Source organism: Stenotrophomonas sp. CASM106, from assembly GCF_049384825.1.
Lineage (GTDB): Bacteria > Pseudomonadota > Gammaproteobacteria > Xanthomonadales > Xanthomonadaceae > Stenotrophomonas > Stenotrophomonas muris.
On sequence record NZ_JBMRFS010000001.1, the window covers coordinates 150,143 to 165,264 of the forward strand.

The 15,122-nt window shown below is 68.0% G+C and carries 14 protein-coding genes; 8 read left to right on the forward strand and 6 right to left on the reverse strand.

The window, feature by feature from the left end; genetic code table 11:
* The first annotated feature begins 35 nt into the window (after positions 1-35).
* Both VG556_RS00665 and VG556_RS00670 read left to right on the forward strand, forming a co-directional pair.
* A complete protein-coding gene (locus VG556_RS00665; protein WP_049407931.1) occupies positions 36-1,568 on the forward strand; it encodes an MFS transporter in 1,533 nt (510 codons plus the stop codon).
* 4 nt (positions 1,569-1,572) lie between these two features.
* A complete protein-coding gene (locus VG556_RS00670) occupies positions 1,573-2,130 on the forward strand; it encodes a TetR/AcrR family transcriptional regulator (RefSeq protein ID WP_111144231.1) in 558 nt (185 codons plus the stop codon).
* Positions 2,131-2,325: 195 nt separating this feature from the next.
* Here the strand turns inward: VG556_RS00670 and VG556_RS00675 are convergent, their stop codons facing one another.
* Positions 2,326-3,207, reverse strand: a complete 882-nt coding sequence (locus VG556_RS00675) for an AraC family transcriptional regulator (RefSeq protein ID WP_111144230.1) — start codon at positions 3,205-3,207, stop codon at positions 2,326-2,328.
* 106 nt (positions 3,208-3,313) lie between these two features.
* Here VG556_RS00675 and VG556_RS00680 point away from each other — a divergent pair, with 106 nt between their 5' ends.
* The gene (locus VG556_RS00680) at positions 3,314-3,850 is read left to right on the forward strand and encodes a carboxymuconolactone decarboxylase family protein (protein ID WP_100450132.1); all 537 of its coding nucleotides are present in this window, start codon (positions 3,314-3,316) and stop codon (positions 3,848-3,850) included.
* Between the two features lie 39 nt (positions 3,851-3,889).
* Here the strand turns inward: VG556_RS00680 and fdhD are convergent, their stop codons facing one another.
* Positions 3,890-4,738 (reverse strand): formate dehydrogenase accessory sulfurtransferase FdhD, encoded by an 849-nt coding sequence (gene fdhD, locus VG556_RS00685; RefSeq protein WP_100450131.1) that lies wholly within the window; start codon positions 4,736-4,738, stop codon positions 3,890-3,892.
* 244 nt (positions 4,739-4,982) lie between these two features.
* Between fdhD and VG556_RS00690 the strand changes: the two genes are divergently transcribed.
* The 3 genes from VG556_RS00690 (at position 4,983) to VG556_RS00700 (ending at position 8,289) form a co-directional block, all read left to right on the forward strand.
* Positions 4,983-7,268, forward strand: coding sequence for an FdhF/YdeP family oxidoreductase (locus tag VG556_RS00690; RefSeq protein ID WP_100450130.1), 2,286 nt, complete (start codon positions 4,983-4,985; stop codon positions 7,266-7,268).
* 23 nt (positions 7,269-7,291) lie between these two features.
* On the forward strand, positions 7,292-7,633 hold the full coding sequence (locus tag VG556_RS00695; RefSeq protein WP_100450513.1) for a hypothetical protein: 342 nt from the start codon (positions 7,292-7,294) through the stop codon (positions 7,631-7,633).
* 116 nt (positions 7,634-7,749) lie between these two features.
* Positions 7,750-8,289: a DUF411 domain-containing protein gene (locus VG556_RS00700; protein ID WP_100450129.1), complete on the forward strand. Its 540-nt coding sequence runs from the start codon at positions 7,750-7,752 to the stop codon at positions 8,287-8,289.
* A gap of 116 nt (positions 8,290-8,405) precedes the next feature.
* On the opposite strand, the gene blaL1 is transcribed toward VG556_RS00700, so the two are convergent.
* Positions 8,406-9,275, reverse strand: a complete 870-nt coding sequence (gene blaL1 / locus VG556_RS00705; protein WP_100450128.1) for a L1 family subclass B3 metallo-beta-lactamase — start codon at positions 9,273-9,275, stop codon at positions 8,406-8,408.
* A 203-nt stretch (positions 9,276-9,478) separates the two neighbouring features.
* On the opposite strand from blaL1, the gene VG556_RS00710 reads away from it, so the two are divergent.
* A complete protein-coding gene (locus tag VG556_RS00710; protein WP_014647303.1) occupies positions 9,479-9,745 on the forward strand; it encodes a hypothetical protein in 267 nt (88 codons plus the stop codon).
* A gap of 9 nt (positions 9,746-9,754) precedes the next feature.
* Positions 9,755-10,933, forward strand: a complete 1,179-nt coding sequence (locus tag VG556_RS00715) for a low temperature requirement protein A (protein ID WP_100450127.1) — start codon at positions 9,755-9,757, stop codon at positions 10,931-10,933.
* Here the strand turns inward: VG556_RS00715 and VG556_RS00720 are convergent.
* From VG556_RS00720 to VG556_RS00730, 3 genes are read right to left on the reverse strand one after another with little or no spacing between them, the layout of a single operon-like run.
* Positions 10,930-12,351 (reverse strand): hypothetical protein, encoded by a 1,422-nt coding sequence (locus VG556_RS00720; RefSeq protein ID WP_100450126.1) that lies wholly within the window; start codon positions 12,349-12,351, stop codon positions 10,930-10,932. The genes VG556_RS00715 and VG556_RS00720 overlap by 4 nt on opposite strands.
* A 16-nt stretch (positions 12,352-12,367) precedes the next feature.
* Entirely contained in the window at positions 12,368-13,855 is a 1,488-nt protein-coding gene (locus VG556_RS00725; RefSeq protein ID WP_100450125.1) for a DUF6384 family protein, read from the reverse strand.
* A gap of 13 nt (positions 13,856-13,868) precedes the next feature.
* On the reverse strand, positions 13,869-15,065 hold the full coding sequence (locus VG556_RS00730; protein WP_050483604.1) for a hypothetical protein: 1,197 nt from the start codon (positions 15,063-15,065) through the stop codon (positions 13,869-13,871).
* Between the last annotated feature and the right edge of the window lie 57 nt (positions 15,066-15,122).

A 15,122-nucleotide genomic window follows, 5' to 3' on the forward strand; every position in this document is an offset into this window, starting at 1 on the left:
GTTGTGATCGTAATCCACCCCCATCAGGTTCTCCCATGGCTTTGTCCCAGCCCTTGGCCGGTGCTCCGGCCCTGTCGCGTGCCCGTCGCTGGGCACTGCTGTTCACCGTTGCCGCCGGCCTGCTGCTGGTCACGCTCGACAACTCCGTGCTCTACACCGCCCTGCCCACGCTGACCGAAGAACTCTCGGCCAGTGCCGGCCAGGCGCTGTGGATCATCAACGCCTATCCGCTGGTGATGGCCGGCCTGCTGCTGGGCGCGGGTACGCTGGGCGACCGCATCGGCCACCGCCGCATGTTCCTGATCGGCCTGGTGGTGTTCGGCGTGGCATCGTTGGCAGCGGCGTTCGCCGACACCGCAGGGCAGCTGATTGCCGCGCGCGCCTTGCTGGCGGTCGGCGCGGCCGCGATGATGCCGGCCACGCTGGCGCTGATCGGCCTGAGCTTCCACGAAGCGCGCGAACGCAACATCGCCATCGCGATCTGGGGTTCGGTGGCGATCGTCGGTGCGGCGCTTGGCCCGATCATCGGTGGCTGGCTGCTGCAGCATTTCTGGTGGGGCTCGGTGTTCCTGATCAACGTGCCGGTGGTGGTGGTCGCGTTCGTGGCCACGTTGCTGCTGGCACCGGAAGGCCAGCGCGACACCTCGCGACCGTGGGACCTGGTTTCGTCGCTGCTGGCTCTGGCTGCACTGTCCGGCCTGGTGCTGGCGATCAAGTCACTGATCGCTACGCCGCCGTCGTATGCGCTGGGTGCAGGCGCGCTGCTGCTGGCCGCCATCAGTGGTGCGGCGTTCGCGCGCCGCCAGCAGCAGCTGCCGTACCCGCTGCTGGACTTCGCGATCTTCCGCAATCCGGCGTTCCTGGCCGGCACGCTGTCGGCGGTGTTCACCCTGTTTGCGATGGCCGGCCTGCAGCTGGTCACCACCCAGCGCTTCCAGCTGGTGGCGGGCTTTTCGCCGCTGCAGGCGGGCCTGCTGGTGTCGGTGGCCGCGCTTGGCAGCCTGCCCAGTGCGCTGCTGGGCGGCAGCATCCTGCACCGGGTGGGCCTGCGCCCGCTGATCTGTGGCGGCCTGGCCGCAGGTGCGCTGGGTGTCGGCGTGGTGGCATTCGGCTTCCCGCACGGCCTCGGCTGGGTGGTCGCCGGCATGGCGATCACCGGCTTCGGCATGGGTTCGGCCATCTCGGTGGCGTCCACCGCCATCCTCAACAACGTACCGGCGCACCGTGCGGGCATGGCCTCGTCGGTGGAAGAGGTGTCCTACGAGTTCGGCGGCCTGCTGGCGGTGGCGATGCTGGGCAGCTTGAGCGCGGCGATGTATGGCGCATTCCTGCCGGTCTCGGCCGACATGCCCGCGCTTGCACGGGAAGGCTTCACCCAGGCGCTGCACGTGGCACGTGAAAGCGGGCAGGGCGAGTGGTTCGCACTGGCCACGGCCGCGTATGACCGCGGCTACCAGATCGTGCTGCTGGTGATCACGGTGGTGCTGGCGCTGGGCGCGTCGATCATTGCGCGCCTGCTGCGCGGGCGCGTCGGCAGCCGCGAGGGTGCGGCCGATCGCGTAAAATGACGCGATGAGAACCAGCAAGCGCGACCGCATCCTCGACGCCGCCGTCAACGTGATCAATCGTGATGGCGTGCGCGCAGTGACCTTCGAGTCGGTGGCGGCCGAGGCCAAGCTGACCCGCGGCGGCCTGCTGTACCACTTCCCGTCGCGCGAGGCGCTGCTGCGCGGCATCGACGAGCACCTGGTGCAGGCCTGGGAGACGTCGATGGAAACGCTGCTGGGCAAGCGTGCAGACGAAGCCTCGGCGCTGGAGCGTTACCAGACCTTCGTGCGCGTCTCGGCGCAGAGCGCTACCCGTGCCGAGCTGATGTTCATGCTCGAATCGGCCGACCCGGACGCCGATGAGCGCCCGTGGGGGCCGGCGGTACGGCGTTGGGCGCCGTTGCCGCCGTCGACCGGGCAGAGCGACCCGGCCGCGCTCGACAATTTCGTGGCACGGCTGGCCGCCGACGGCCTGTGGATCTACGAGGCGATGTACGAGGGGCAGCTGGATGAAAGCGTGCGCGCCCAGGTGGCCGAACGGATCGCCGGGCTGCTGGCGAAGCCCGATGGAACGACCAGTTGAGCGGGCAGCCGGCGCGCCGACATCGCCCGTGGTAGAGCCGACCGCTGGTCGGCTGCCGTTCGGTCAGGCCACGGAAATGCCGCTTTGATCGCCCGTGGTAGAGCCGACCGCTGGTCGGCTGCCCTTCGGTCGGACAACGAAAATCCCGCGCGTCGCGCGATAGTCGACCAGCGGTCGACTCTACCCCTCATCCATCTACCCAGCCTGCGCGGCGCCCGCGGCCAACCACGCCCTCGGCGAAGCCCCCAGCCGCTTGCGGAACGCCTTCGACAACGATGCGGTATCGGCAAACCCCACCTCGATCCCCACCTGCTTGACCGCCACGCCGGCCCGCAGCTGCGCGCAGGCCAGGCTCAGCCGCCAGTCCAGCAGGTAGCTGGCTGGCGTTGCCTGCATCACGTCCTTGAACACGGCCGCGAACGCGCTGCGCGACATGCCGGCGGTCGCAGCCATGCGCGGCAGCGTCCATTCGTCCTGCGGTGCCTGGTGCATCGCCACCAGCGCGCGTGCCAGCCGCGCATCGGACAGCCCCCGCATCAACCCGTGGCTGACGCCGGCTGCATCCGGGTGGTCGACCACCCAACGCAGGATCTGGATCAGCGCCACCTCGAACAGGCGGTTGGTCAGCAGCCGTGACCCGCAGCGCTGGCGATCGGCTTCGGCGAACAGCAGCTGCAGGGTGTCATCCAGTTCGGTGATCGCGGCCAGCGGCACCACCATCACCGGTGGCAGCGACTGCACGATCGGATTGCGCGCGCCACCATCGAAATCCAGCGTGGCACAGGTGAAATCCGGGCCGTCCAGCGGAGCGTTGAAGAACACATGGTGCAGCGGCTGCGGATACAGCAGGAGGCTGGGTGTATCGATCTTCAACCGGGGCAGCGCGCTATCGCCCCCAGGATGACGGACTTCCATCTCACCCTGGCGCAGGATGTGCAGGAACGCACGACCGGGCTGCGGCTCGAAGACATGCTGCCCGCACAGCGGGCCACTGTGGAACAGCGCCGCCTGCACCCGGAAGCGTTCCAGCAGCGAGGAGAGTCGATCTGGCGCAGGGGTGGCGGCGCGCACGCTCATGGACGCATGGACAACATATGTGGCGAATTGAGGATGTTGCGTCCAGGGAGTCTACCTAGGATGAGCGGGTCGTCCAATCCCGGGCGCTTTCCCAAGGAGATCCACCATGTCCCGTGTCCCCCTGATCGATGCCGCCAACACCACCGCCGACCGCCAGGCCCTGCTGGGCCAGGTCCACGCTGCCTTCGGCGCCACCCCGGCCATGTTCCGCGCCGTGGCCAACTCGCCGGCTGCCCTGCAGAGCATGTGGGGTTCGTTCGGCGCGCTGGGCGGCGGTCGCCTGTCGCCGCTGATGGGCGAGCAGATCGCCGTGGCCATCGCCAACCGCAACGCCTGCGAGTACTGCCTGGCCGCGCACACGGCATTGGGCCGCAAGGCCGGCGCCAGCGGTGAGCAGATGGCTGCCGCGCAGATCGGCCAGTCCAGCGACCCGGCCACTGCGGCGGCGCTCGACTTCGCGTTGAAGGTGGTCGAGCAGCGTGCGCAGATCGCCGACGGCGACGTGCAGGCGCTGCGCGCGGCCGGCTTCGATGATGAGCAGGTCGTCGAGATCCTCGCGCATGTGGCGCTCAACCTGTTCACCAACTACGTCAACGTGGCGTTCGACGTGCCGGTGGACTTCCCGAAGGTCGCGCTGCGCTGAGGCGTACCGGGCCGGGGGACGCAGTGCTCCCGGCCATCCTCAGCGGGCGTGGCCGTCGTGCGCCTGCAGCCGCTCCGGATGGGTATACACATTGAACCCGCTTTCCCGCGCGAACCCGACCAGGCACAGGCCGGCGCTGCGGGCCAGATCGATCGCCAGCGCGGTCGGCGCGGACACTGCCGCCAGCACGCTGGCGCCGGCGCGCACTGCCTTGCTCACCATCTCGTAGCTGGCCCGGCTGGAAATCACCAGCAGGCCGCCTTCGATGGCGTGTTCGTTGTGGTGCAGGGCGCCGATCAGCTTGTCCAGTGCATTGTGGCGGCCGACGTCCTCGCGTACCCAGCCGATGCGCCCACTGGCGTCGGCCCAGGCCGCGGCATGGATCGAGCCGCTTGCCGCATTCATCGGCTGGTGCTGCGCCAAGCTGGCCAACGCCCGCTGCAGGGCGGTGGCGGAATAGCTGCGGCGTTCGCGGATCTGCGGCAGTGGGCGCAGCACTTCTTCCAGCTGGCGCGTGCCGCACAGGCCACAGCCACCACGGCCGGGCAGCAGGCGTCCCTTGTCGGGGTCGAGGTTTGCGCCGGGCGCAGCCTCGTCCACGGTCATCTGCAGCTCGATGCCTTCCAGCTGTGGGTGGATATCGATCGACAGCAGCTGCGAGGGCGCGCTGATCAGGCCTTCGCTGAGCGAAAATCCGAGTGCGAAGTCCTCCAGATCACAGGGTGTGGCCATCATCACGGCAAAGGCGGCATCGTTGTAGCGCAGCGCCACCGGCACTTCCTCGGCCACCACGTCGAGCTGCTGCTGTTGCGTGCCGCCGCGCCAGCGCTGCAACGGGCGTTGGGCGGTGCCGGCAGGCGGGGTGTGCGGCGGGATCGAATCAGGCATGCAGCGCGTCCGGACAAGGGAGAAACGCGGGCGGGCCACCGCCTGCGGTTTCGAGGATAGCGCAGTGGTCGCGCGCAGACGCGGCTGTAACCGTTGCCATGGCAGGTTGTGCTGAAATCAGCCTGTGCCCTCTGGCGAAGCGCCGTGGGCCGTGCTTGACTGTGCGGCTGGTCGTGCCACTGAATGCACCGCCGGACCGCGTTGTGCCGTTCGTTGTTGCGTTCCTACTGCCAGGTTCCCGAACATGTCCGAGCAGAAACCGCCGCGTTACAAGCCCTACAACCAGCCCGCCGGAGGCTGGGGGGCCGCCGGCGCCACGGCCAAGGTGCTGCTGCAGCAGAGTGTGATCGGCAAGGGATCGAAGGCATTGCTGGCGATGAACCAGCCCGGTGGCTTCAAGTGCCCCAGCTGCGCGTTCCCCGATGCCGACGAACGCAAGAAGCTGGAGTTCTGCGAGAACGGCGCGAAGGCACTGGCCTGGGAAGCCACCCAGTTCCGCGCCGGCCGCGAACTGTTCGCCCGGTACACCGTGACCGAACTGATGGCGCAGACCGACTACTGGCTGGAGATGCAGGGCCGGCTGACCGAGCCGATGCGCTACGACGCAGCCACCGACCACTACGTGCCGTGCAGCTGGGACGATGCCTTCGCGCTGATCGGCCGCCACCTGCAGGCGCTGGACAGCCCGCACCAGGCCGAGTTCTACACCTCCGGCCGCACGCCCAATGAAGCCGCGTTCCTGTATTCGATCTTCGTGCGCGAGTTCGGCACCAATAATTTCCCGGACTGCTCGAACATGTGCCACGAGCCGACCAGCCGTGGCCTGCCGCCGGCCATCGGGGTGGGCAAGGGCACCATCGTGCTGCAGGACTTCGAGCATGCCGAGGCGATCTTCGTGATCGGCCAGAATACCGGCACCAATTCACCGCGGATGATGAGCAACCTGGTCGAGGCGCGTAAACGCGGCATCCCGATCGTGGCGGTCAATCCGATGCCCGAGCGTGCGCTGATCCGCTTCGCCGAGCCGCAGGACGTGGTGCAGATGGCCACGTTCGGTTCGACCGAGATCACCAGCGAGTTCGTGCATATCCGCATCGGCGGCGACCTGGCCCTGATCAAGGGCATGATGAAGGTGATGTTCGAGCGTGAGGCACAGGGCGAGCGCGTGCTCGACCATGATTTCCTGTCGGAACACACGGTGGGCCTGGAGGCGCTGCGCGAAGACGTGATGGCGCAGGACTGGGACCAGATCGTGCAGGTGTCCGGCATTTCGCAGGCGCAGATCCGCCGCTGTGCGGAGATCTACATCCGTTCCAAGGCCACCGTGATCTGCTACGGCATGGGGCTGACCCAGCACCAGTATGGCTCGCGCCTGCTGCAGCAGGTCGCCAACCTGCTGTTGCTGCGTGGCAACTTCGGCAAGCCCGGCGCCGGCATCGGACCGATCCGTGGGCATTCCAATGTGCAGGGCGACCGAACCGTCGGCATCGACGAGAAGCCCAAGCCGGCCTATCTGGACCGCGTGCAGCAGGTGTTCGGTTTCGACCCGCCGCGCGAGCATGGCCACCACGTGGTCGAGTCCATCGAGGCGATGCTGGATGGCAGCGCCAAGGTGTTCATCGGCCTGGGTGGCAACTTCATCCATGCGGTGCCCGATACGCCGCGCGCGTACGAGGCAATGCGTGGCCTGGACCTGACCGTGGGCATCGCCACCAAGCTCAACCGTGGGCACCTGGTTCATGGCCGCGATGCGCTGATCCTGCCGGTGGTGGCGCGCTCGGAGCGCATCGTTACACCGGCCGGTGAGCAGTTCGTCACCATCGAGGACGCGATGTCCAATGTGACCGCCTCGCGCGGCGTGCTCGAACCGGTCAGCGCCGATGTGTTGCCCGAGGTCGAAATCGTCTGCCGCATGGCGCTGGCCACACTGCCCGACAGCAGGGTTGACTGGGCCGGCTGCATGCACGACTACGCACCCATCCGCGAGCTGATTGCTGCGGTGTATCCGGAGATCTACACCGGCTTCAACGAGCGCATCCAGCAGCCACACGGTTTCCATCTGGACATTCCGCCGCGCCGCCGGGTGTGGCCCACGCCCAATGGCAAGGCCAACATCCTGGTGATGCCCGGCCTGGACGTGGACGATCCGGTGCACGATCCAGACATGTTGCGGTTGGCCACCGTGCGCTCGCATGATCAGTACAACACCACCATCTACAGCTACAACGATCGCTATCGCGGCGTGTACAACGATCGCATGGTGCTGTTCATGAACATCGAGGACCGGCTGGCGCGCGGGCTGGAGAAGGAGGCGCTGGTCAGCCTGGAGACGATCAGCGGCGATGGCGTGCAGCGCCGCATCGAGGGCCTGACCGTGCTGGACTACCCGATGCCGCGCGGCGCGCTGGCCGGTTACTACCCGGAACTGAACCCGTTGCTGCCGCTGGACTACTACGACCGGATCAGCGGCACACCCGCAGCGAAGTCGATCCCGGTGCGGATGCGGGCGATGGCGGCGGCGATTGCGTGACGCGCATCGGCTATCATCGGCGGGTGAACCTGCCTGGCCTGCTGCTGCGATGGATGCTGCTCGTTGCCCTGGTGCTGAATGCACCGGCGCTGGCGCTTGGCTCGTCTTCGTACGGCGGGTCGGCCAACCAGGATCACTGCGCTGCACCGCACGCGGCTGCGCTGGCCGCAGCCGGCTGCTGCGATGATGCGGCTCCGTCGGCCTGCCAGAGTGGTGAATGCGAATGCCCGCCGGCCTGCCTTGGCATGCTGGCCACGTTGAGTGGAACGCCCGCCTCGCCGTGGCGTGAGGCGCCTGTAGCTGCCCGTTCCCAGCAACGCGCATCGCCGCCGATGCCGGACCCGTTGCGTCCCCCCATCGTGTGATGTCCTGCAGGCGCTCAAGCGCCTGCCATGACTGTTCGGCTCTTTCTCGCCTCTGCCTGCGCCTTCGATGCGCGGGCGGCGGGCCGCGTTGCCCGCCTCAGCAAAGGAATCACTCAATGAACCGTTCTCTCTCCCTCGGCCTGCTGCTGGGCATCGTGCTGGCCACCACCGCCTGTGGACGTGCCGCCGAAGAATCCGCCGCCGCACCGGTCGCCAGCAAGGCACCGGTAGCACCGATCCAGGCCAGCCCGGCCAAGGTCGATCCGGCCCTGCCGGTGGCCATCGTGCACAAGACCGCCAGCTGTGGCTGTTGCGGTATCTGGGTCGACCATCTGAAGGCCGCGGGCTTCCAGGTGGACGTGCGCGATACCGATGACATGAATCCGATCAAGGTCCGCCTGGGCGTGCCGGTCGGCAAGGCCTCCTGCCATACCGCCGAGATCGGCGGTTATGTGGTCGAAGGCCACATCCCGGCCGAGGACATCAAGCGCCTGCTGGCCGAACGCCCGGCCGCACGCGGGCTGGTGCTGCCCGGCATGCCGGCCGGTTCGCCGGGCATGGAAATGCCGGATGGTTACGTGCAGTCGTACACCGTCGAGCTGGTGCGGACCGACGGCAGCACCGAGCCGTTTGCCCAGCACGGGCAGGGTGGCTGATGGAAGGCGGGTGCCGGTCGTCCTGACCGGCACCCTTCGACGCGTCCTGTGTAGGGCTGAGCCTATGCTCGGCTGTGTTTGGCCGGCAAGCCGAGCATGGGCTCGGCTCTACAGGATCAGCGTGCCGTGGCTGTTTCCTTGGCCAGCTGTGCGTCGAACTTCTTCTCGGCCGCATCCGCGTAGGCCTTGCAGGTCAGGGCGTTGGCTCCGGCCTCTGCACCCGCGGCATAGTTCCAGTTGCTGGCGCCCGGATGCGGCGTCAGCAGCAGGTCGCAGGGCAGGGCGCGCACCGTAGCGAAGCTGCGCCGGTAGTCCTCGACCAGGCGTGGATAACGGGCGTTGCCCTGCAGCTGGTAGCCCGGCGCACTCAGGCTGTCGGCGTAGGCGATGCGCACCGGCTGGCCATCGCGGGTATCGGTCCAGGTCCAGGCGGTGCTGCCTGGGGTGTGCCCCGGCATGAAGTGCGCGGTGAACGCGATGCCGCCTACGGTGACCCCTTCGCCATCCATGATGATGCGGTCGGCGCTGGCCGGCGGAAAGGTGATGCTGTCGCCAAAGTGCAGGTCGTTGCTGCCGCCGCGCGCCAGCAGCACCGCCGATTCGGCGTTGGCCGCTACGCTGGCGCCGGTACGGCGCTTCAGCTCCGCCACTGGCCCGGCATGGTCGGCGTGTGCGTGGCTGAGCAGGATCAGCCGTAGATCCTGTGCTGCCACCCCGCGTGCCTTCATGTTGTCCAGCAGGTGACCGGCCATCTGCGGCATGCCGCCGTCGAGCAGTACCGCACCGTCGGCGGTCTGCACCAGCAGCGCGGTCAGGTCCTCGGTGCCGATCTGCCAGGTGTGGTCGGCAATCTGCAGCGGTGCCATCGGCTGCAGCCACGAGGCGTCCACGGTGTAGGCCTGCAGCTGCGGCAGCGGTGCGTCGGCGGCAGTCACATCAAAGGCAAGTGTGGCAGTCAGGGCAAGGGTCGTCAGGCAAAGGCGCATGGCGGAGAGGTGTCTGGGCAGGGTCGGATGAAACTAGCACGCGGGCGGGGCGGACCGTTTCGCGAATAATTCATGGCTGCAATAAGGTGCGCCGCAGCCTGCCCAGGGATTGTTCGCTGGCCATGGATTGTGAATCCACCTCCACGGGCTGGAGCGCAGAATCGGCCGGGGCTAGCCTGCTACCAGGCTCAAGGAGGTGGACCATGCACGTGCTCATGGTGATGCTGGGTGGCGTACTGCTGCTGGGGGTATTCGTGCTGTTTGGCCATCTCTGGAGCACGGGCACCTCGCAGCTGCCCACGGCACTGATCGCCTTCATCGCCACCTGGCTGCTGGTGGCCGTGGCCAACATGTGGGTAGGGGTCAGCAAGGCCGGCTACGCGGTACGCGAGGAGCTGCCGATCCTGTTGCTGGTATTCGCCGTGCCGGCGCTACTTGCCGGTTTCCTGTACTGGCGCCTGGCGCGCTGAAGGAGTTCCATGAGTACCCGACTGCGCCTGCCCGCGCTGCGCCACCGCGATGGCCATCATGCCCGCGTGACCTACGAAGAACTGTTCTTCGACCTGGTCTACGTGTTTGCGGTCACCCAGCTCAGCCACCATCTGCTGCACCACCTGGACCTGGCCGGCGTGCTGCAGACCCTGGTGCTGTGGTTCGCGGTCTGGCTCGGCTGGCAGTACGCGTGCTGGGTCAGCAACTGGTTCGACCCGGAGGCGCCGCGCATCCGGGGCGTGATGTTCGCCACCATGCTGCTGGCGTTGTTGATGTCCTCGTCCATTCCCGAGGCGTTCGCCGATCGTGCCTGGATCTTCGCCGGGGCGTACGCCACGATGCAGGTCGGACGCACCGCCTTCGTGCTGCTGGAAGTCGGCCGCAACCATACGTTGGCGCCGAACTTCCGCCGCATGCTGGCCTGGGTCAGCGTGTCGGCCTGCTTCTGGCTGGCCGGCGCGGCGGCCGAGGGCCACCTGCGGCTGGCACTGTGGGCGATGGCGGTGGCCTGCGAATACATCTCGCCGATGTTCGGCTTCGCGTTCCCGGGCATGGGCCGGTCGCACACCCGCGACTGGACCATCGAGGGCGGTCACCTGGCCGAACGCTGCCAGCTGTTCGTCATCGTCGCACTGGGCGAGACGTTGCTGGCCACCGGGGGCGTGCTCAGCGACGTCGAGCACTGGAGCCTGCAGGTGATCTCGGCGGTGCTGGCCACTTTCGCTGGCACGATTGCCATGTGGTGGCTGTACTTCGGCATCTCCAGCCGCGATGCCACAGAGGCCATCACCCACGCCGAAGACCCGGGCCGGATGGGCGCCAATTTCCATTACGTGCATGCCCTGCTGATCGCCGGCATCATCGCCACCGCGGTGGGCAACGATCTGGTCATGGACCATCCGGGGGCGGCCGTCACCACGGTCTACGCCACGGTGATGGTGGCGGGCCCGCTGATCTATCTGCTGGGCAGTGCCCTGTACAAGCGCGTGGTCTACGGGCGCGCGCCGCGCTCGCACCTGCTGGGCGCGGTGGCGCTGCTGGTGCTGGGCCTGGTGTTGCCCTGGACGCACCTGCTGGCCGCCGGATGGCTGACCAGCCTGGTGCTGCTGGGCGTGGGGTTGCTGGATGCGCGGCTGAAGCGGCGCACCCGGCCGTTGCCGGGCTAGAACCCGCCGCCGGTCTTGAAGTCACCGCCGCCGCTGATACCACCGCCGCTGTGGAAGCTGCTGCCGCTGGAACTGGAGCTGGAGCTGGAACTCGAACTCGAGCTCGAACCCGAGCCGGAACTGCTGGAGCCTCCCGAAAGCAGGTCGAACAGGCTGCCAGAGGAGCGGGTGGTGCTTCGGCTGCTGGTGGTGCTGAAGAAGGATGCGGCGACGGTGGCCGGCGCGGCGGCCCGGTAGCTCGGCGCCTCGTAGGCCTGGCGCTCGATGTCTGCTGCCGCCTGGTAGCTCCTCCGCGCCGCCTGCAGGCTGTCCAGGCGCTTTTTCAGCACGGCCATTTCGCGGGTGTGCTCGCCTACCATCCCATCGATCTCGCCCAGGCGCAGGCGACTGCGATGGATGCGCTCGAGCACGGCATCGTCCTCGCCGGAGGCGGTGGCGGCCACGCGCCGGTACAGGTCGTCCATGCTCTTGGCCGACAGCGTGCGCGCCAGCGCGGTGAGCAGGGCGCTGCCTTCGGCATCGGTCCAACTGCGGAAGCCGTCGATCTGTGCCTGCTTGGCATCCACGGTCTGACGATGCAGCTGCTCGGCCAGCAGCGCCTGCGCTACTGCGCCCTGTGCCGTCTGCAGCTGCTGGCGCAGCGGGTCGCCACCGGCGCGGGCGAGGGCGGCATCGCGGGCCTGCTGTACCGGTTGGCGGGCCGCCTCCACGTCGTCGCGGGCGCGTCGGGCATGTTCCTGCAGATAGGGCGGAAGCTCGACCAGCGTGGCGTACTCGCGACGGGCACGGTCAAAGCCGCACAGTTCGGCCAGCCAGCCGTCGACGGTGCGCACCAGTGGCCAGCCGCGGTAGGCCGTGCTGCCGTAGCTGCGCCGGTGCAGGTACATGAAGATCGGGTCGGCCTGATAGGCGCCGGCCTTGGCGTCATGCTCCGATTGGGCAGAGGAAGCCATGCGCTCGACCGTGTCGGCACGCGCCACGGCCAGCTGCAGGTCGTCCTGCAGCGCCCTGTAGGTAGGTTCCGCTTCCAGCGTGGTGTCCACCTGGTCCTGCAGGGCCTGCCAGCGTCCGCCGCCGGCGTCGCGTGCGGCAACGGCCTCCTGCGACCGCTGCTGCAACGACTGCTCGATGTCCAGCAGCGCCTGCAGTTCGTCGTTAAGCACCGCCGCTTTGCGGTCACGGCGCTGCAGATCGGCGCTGGACTGCTGCAGCAGGTCCCGGGCCAGCATCGGCGGCGCATCGGTGGCGGCCTCGGCCTGCAGGCGCGCCAGGGCGTTGAAGTCGTCGCGGACCCGCCCGTGCAGCGCTTCCTGTTCCTTGATCAGCTCCCGGCACTGGTCGCCACGCGCGGCCAGTTGTGCCTGCACCTGGCCGATATCGGTTTCGACATCGGCAATCGCGTCGTTCAGGTCTCTCATGTCAGTTCCTTACCCATCACCATTGGGTGATGTAGCCACCGGTGGCGGGCATGCGGAACCGCGGCGACAGGCTGCCGCGCGGCTTGCTGCCGATCTGGTCATCTTCGATGATGCCGTTGTCCTGCTTGTCGGCGGCAACCCGGTTGTAGGTGGCCTCGGGCACGCGCACGGCAAACACCGAGACCCGTTCCTCCTTGCCGGTTTCCTCGTTACGGATCGGCAGTTCGGCAGCATTGCCGGCCTCGTCCAGCGCTTCGGTCACCAGATAGTAGTTGCGGCCACCATTGGCCTTTTCGTTGTAGCGCCAGACGCCGGTGCGTTCATCGTCACGGTTGACGATGCGGTAGACCAGGGTCTGCGACAGCAGCCCCACCAGCTGGCTGACCTCGTCCAGGGCCGGCCCGGCTTCGGCCAGCGTCTCGACCCGGATCAGGCGGGCGGCCTGCTCCAGCGCACGTTCGAAGCGCTTGCGGTCTTCGCCGGCGACACCGGTGGCGAGGCCGTCGGCCTTGAGCTCGGCCAACCGCTCGTTGAGCGCGGCCAGCGTGGCGGCGCTGCCGATCAGCTCCTTCAGGGTCGCTACCGCCTGGCCGGCCGCGGCGATGTCGCCCGCGCGCAGTGCCACGTCGCCGCCGGTGTAGGCGCGTGCGTGCGCCTGCTCTGCATCCGGCGCGAGGCGTGCCGCCTTTGCAGCGGCGTTGGTGGTATCCAGCAGCTCGCTGGCCTCGATCGCCTGGCCGAGAATGTTCACCCGCTCGGTCAGCGGCGGCAGGGTTTCCCTGGCATTCGCCAGCAGCTGCGCGGCGGCCTGCCGATGCTGCTCAACCTGCGCGGCCGCCTGCTCGCCGGTGGCACTGCCACCACTGCTGAGCCGGGTGAGCTTGTCCTTGCGCACAAGGGTCGGCTGTGCGGCCAGTGCGGCGGGAACCCCGGCGAAGCGCCGCTGTGCTTCGGCCAGCGCGGCCTGTGCGCCTTCGGCCAGTGGCTGCAGGCGCCCACCGCTGGCGGTGGCACGTGGCAGCAGCCCCTGCAGGGCCTGTTCCTGTGCGGCCAGCAGGGCGCGCGCTGCAGCAGCCTCCTGTTGCTGCGCGGCCACCTTGTCGTTCAGCACCTGCACGTTCTTCTGCACGTTGCTCTCGTGCACGAACGCTCCGAAGCTGCGCGCCATGAACAGCAGCATGCCGAGCACCAGCAGCAGGAAGGCCGCCAGCAGCGCCCACTTCAACAGGCGGGCCCGATCGATCCAGCGCCGCGCCAGCCACGCCTTCCAGCCACGCGGCGCGGTGTAGAGGTAGCGCTGCTCGCGCTGGGCCTGGATGCCGGCCTCAAGGATCTCGTCGGAGACCTCGATGCCCTGCGAGCGGTACAGCTCAAGCAGGCGCTGCTTCAGCGTCGCCTTGTCATGGCCGCTGTCGGCCAGCGCCTTCATTTCGGCGTTGCGGTAGCGCAGCTGGTCGACCACATCCATGGTCAGCAGTGCATCCTGCAGCTCGGCAGGGGCCATCGTCGCACTCACCTCAGCGCGACTCCGGGCTCGGCGGCGCCTGCAGCAGGGCGGCGAAGCGCTGCTTGCCCTGTTCGACATACTCGGCGATCTCGGCCGAGTCGCGGGTCGCCTGGCCGCGCAGCTGCTCGATCTCCTGCAGCGAGGTCTCCTGGAAGTGCACCACCGCATCGACCAGCTTGCGCACCGAATCGACGCCGATGGTGGCGCCGTAGCCGGCCTTGAGGCCCTCGTGCAGCACGTCATCGCCGATGTTGGCCACCGCTTCCAGGCCCTTGGAGGTGCCCTCGGTCATCGCATTGAGCGCCTGCGTGGACTCATGCAGGCCCATCTGCGTGGTGAAGGCCAGGTTCAAGGCGGTGAAGCTGGTTTCATTGGTGGAGAAGAACACCACCGAGCGCTCGTTGACGCGGCGCTTGATCTCGTGCGACTGGTGCACGCGCAGCATGATCGCCTCGGAGGTGGCGTAGTTCACCTGCAGGTTCTCGGCCAGGTCCTTGGCCAGCTGGTAGCGCGACTCCTCGGCCTGGTTGTTGCGCAGGGCCTCATCGCGGGCCATGACCAGGCGGCCGGTGTCGGCGGCATCGGCGGCCGGATCGGCCGACTCCACGCGCTGCTGCGCCTGCTTCAGCGCCTCGCGGGCATCGGCCAGCGCCTGCTCCTGCAGCTTCAACAGCTCATGGGCCTGGATCTCGGCATCCTTGATCGACAGGCGGAAGTCGCCGTACATCTCCAGCACGCGCGACTCGCGCTGCAGCTGCTCGGCCGAATCGCGGCTGACTTCCAGAAATGTGCGGCGGATCTTCTCGAACCGGCTCGGGATGTCGCCGCGGGTGACCTTCATCCACAGGTTCTGCAGGCGCTCGCCCATGTCGATCCTGCCGTCGCGCACCTGCTCGACCATGGTGCTGGCATCGTCACGGATGCTGTCGAAGGCGCGGATGATCTCGGTATAGCGGTCGGACACCTTGGCCGAGCTGATTTCATCACGCATCACGGCATTGAAATGCCCGGACTGCTGCAGCACGCGGGCAATGGCCACCACGCGGCCCTGGTCAAGGGTGGACAGCTGCGAGACCAGCGCGATGGCCGGAGCGTTGTTGTCCTGGGGAGCGGCCAGGCCCAGGCTGCGCAGCGTGGCCATGGCGCGGTCGAGGTACTTGATCGGCGCGGTAGCGGCCGGCGTGGCAAGGAGGGTGTTCTCGGACATTTCGACGGCTCCGGTCAGGGCAGGCAATGAGGAACCTGCCGCGCGGAACGGGCAGGT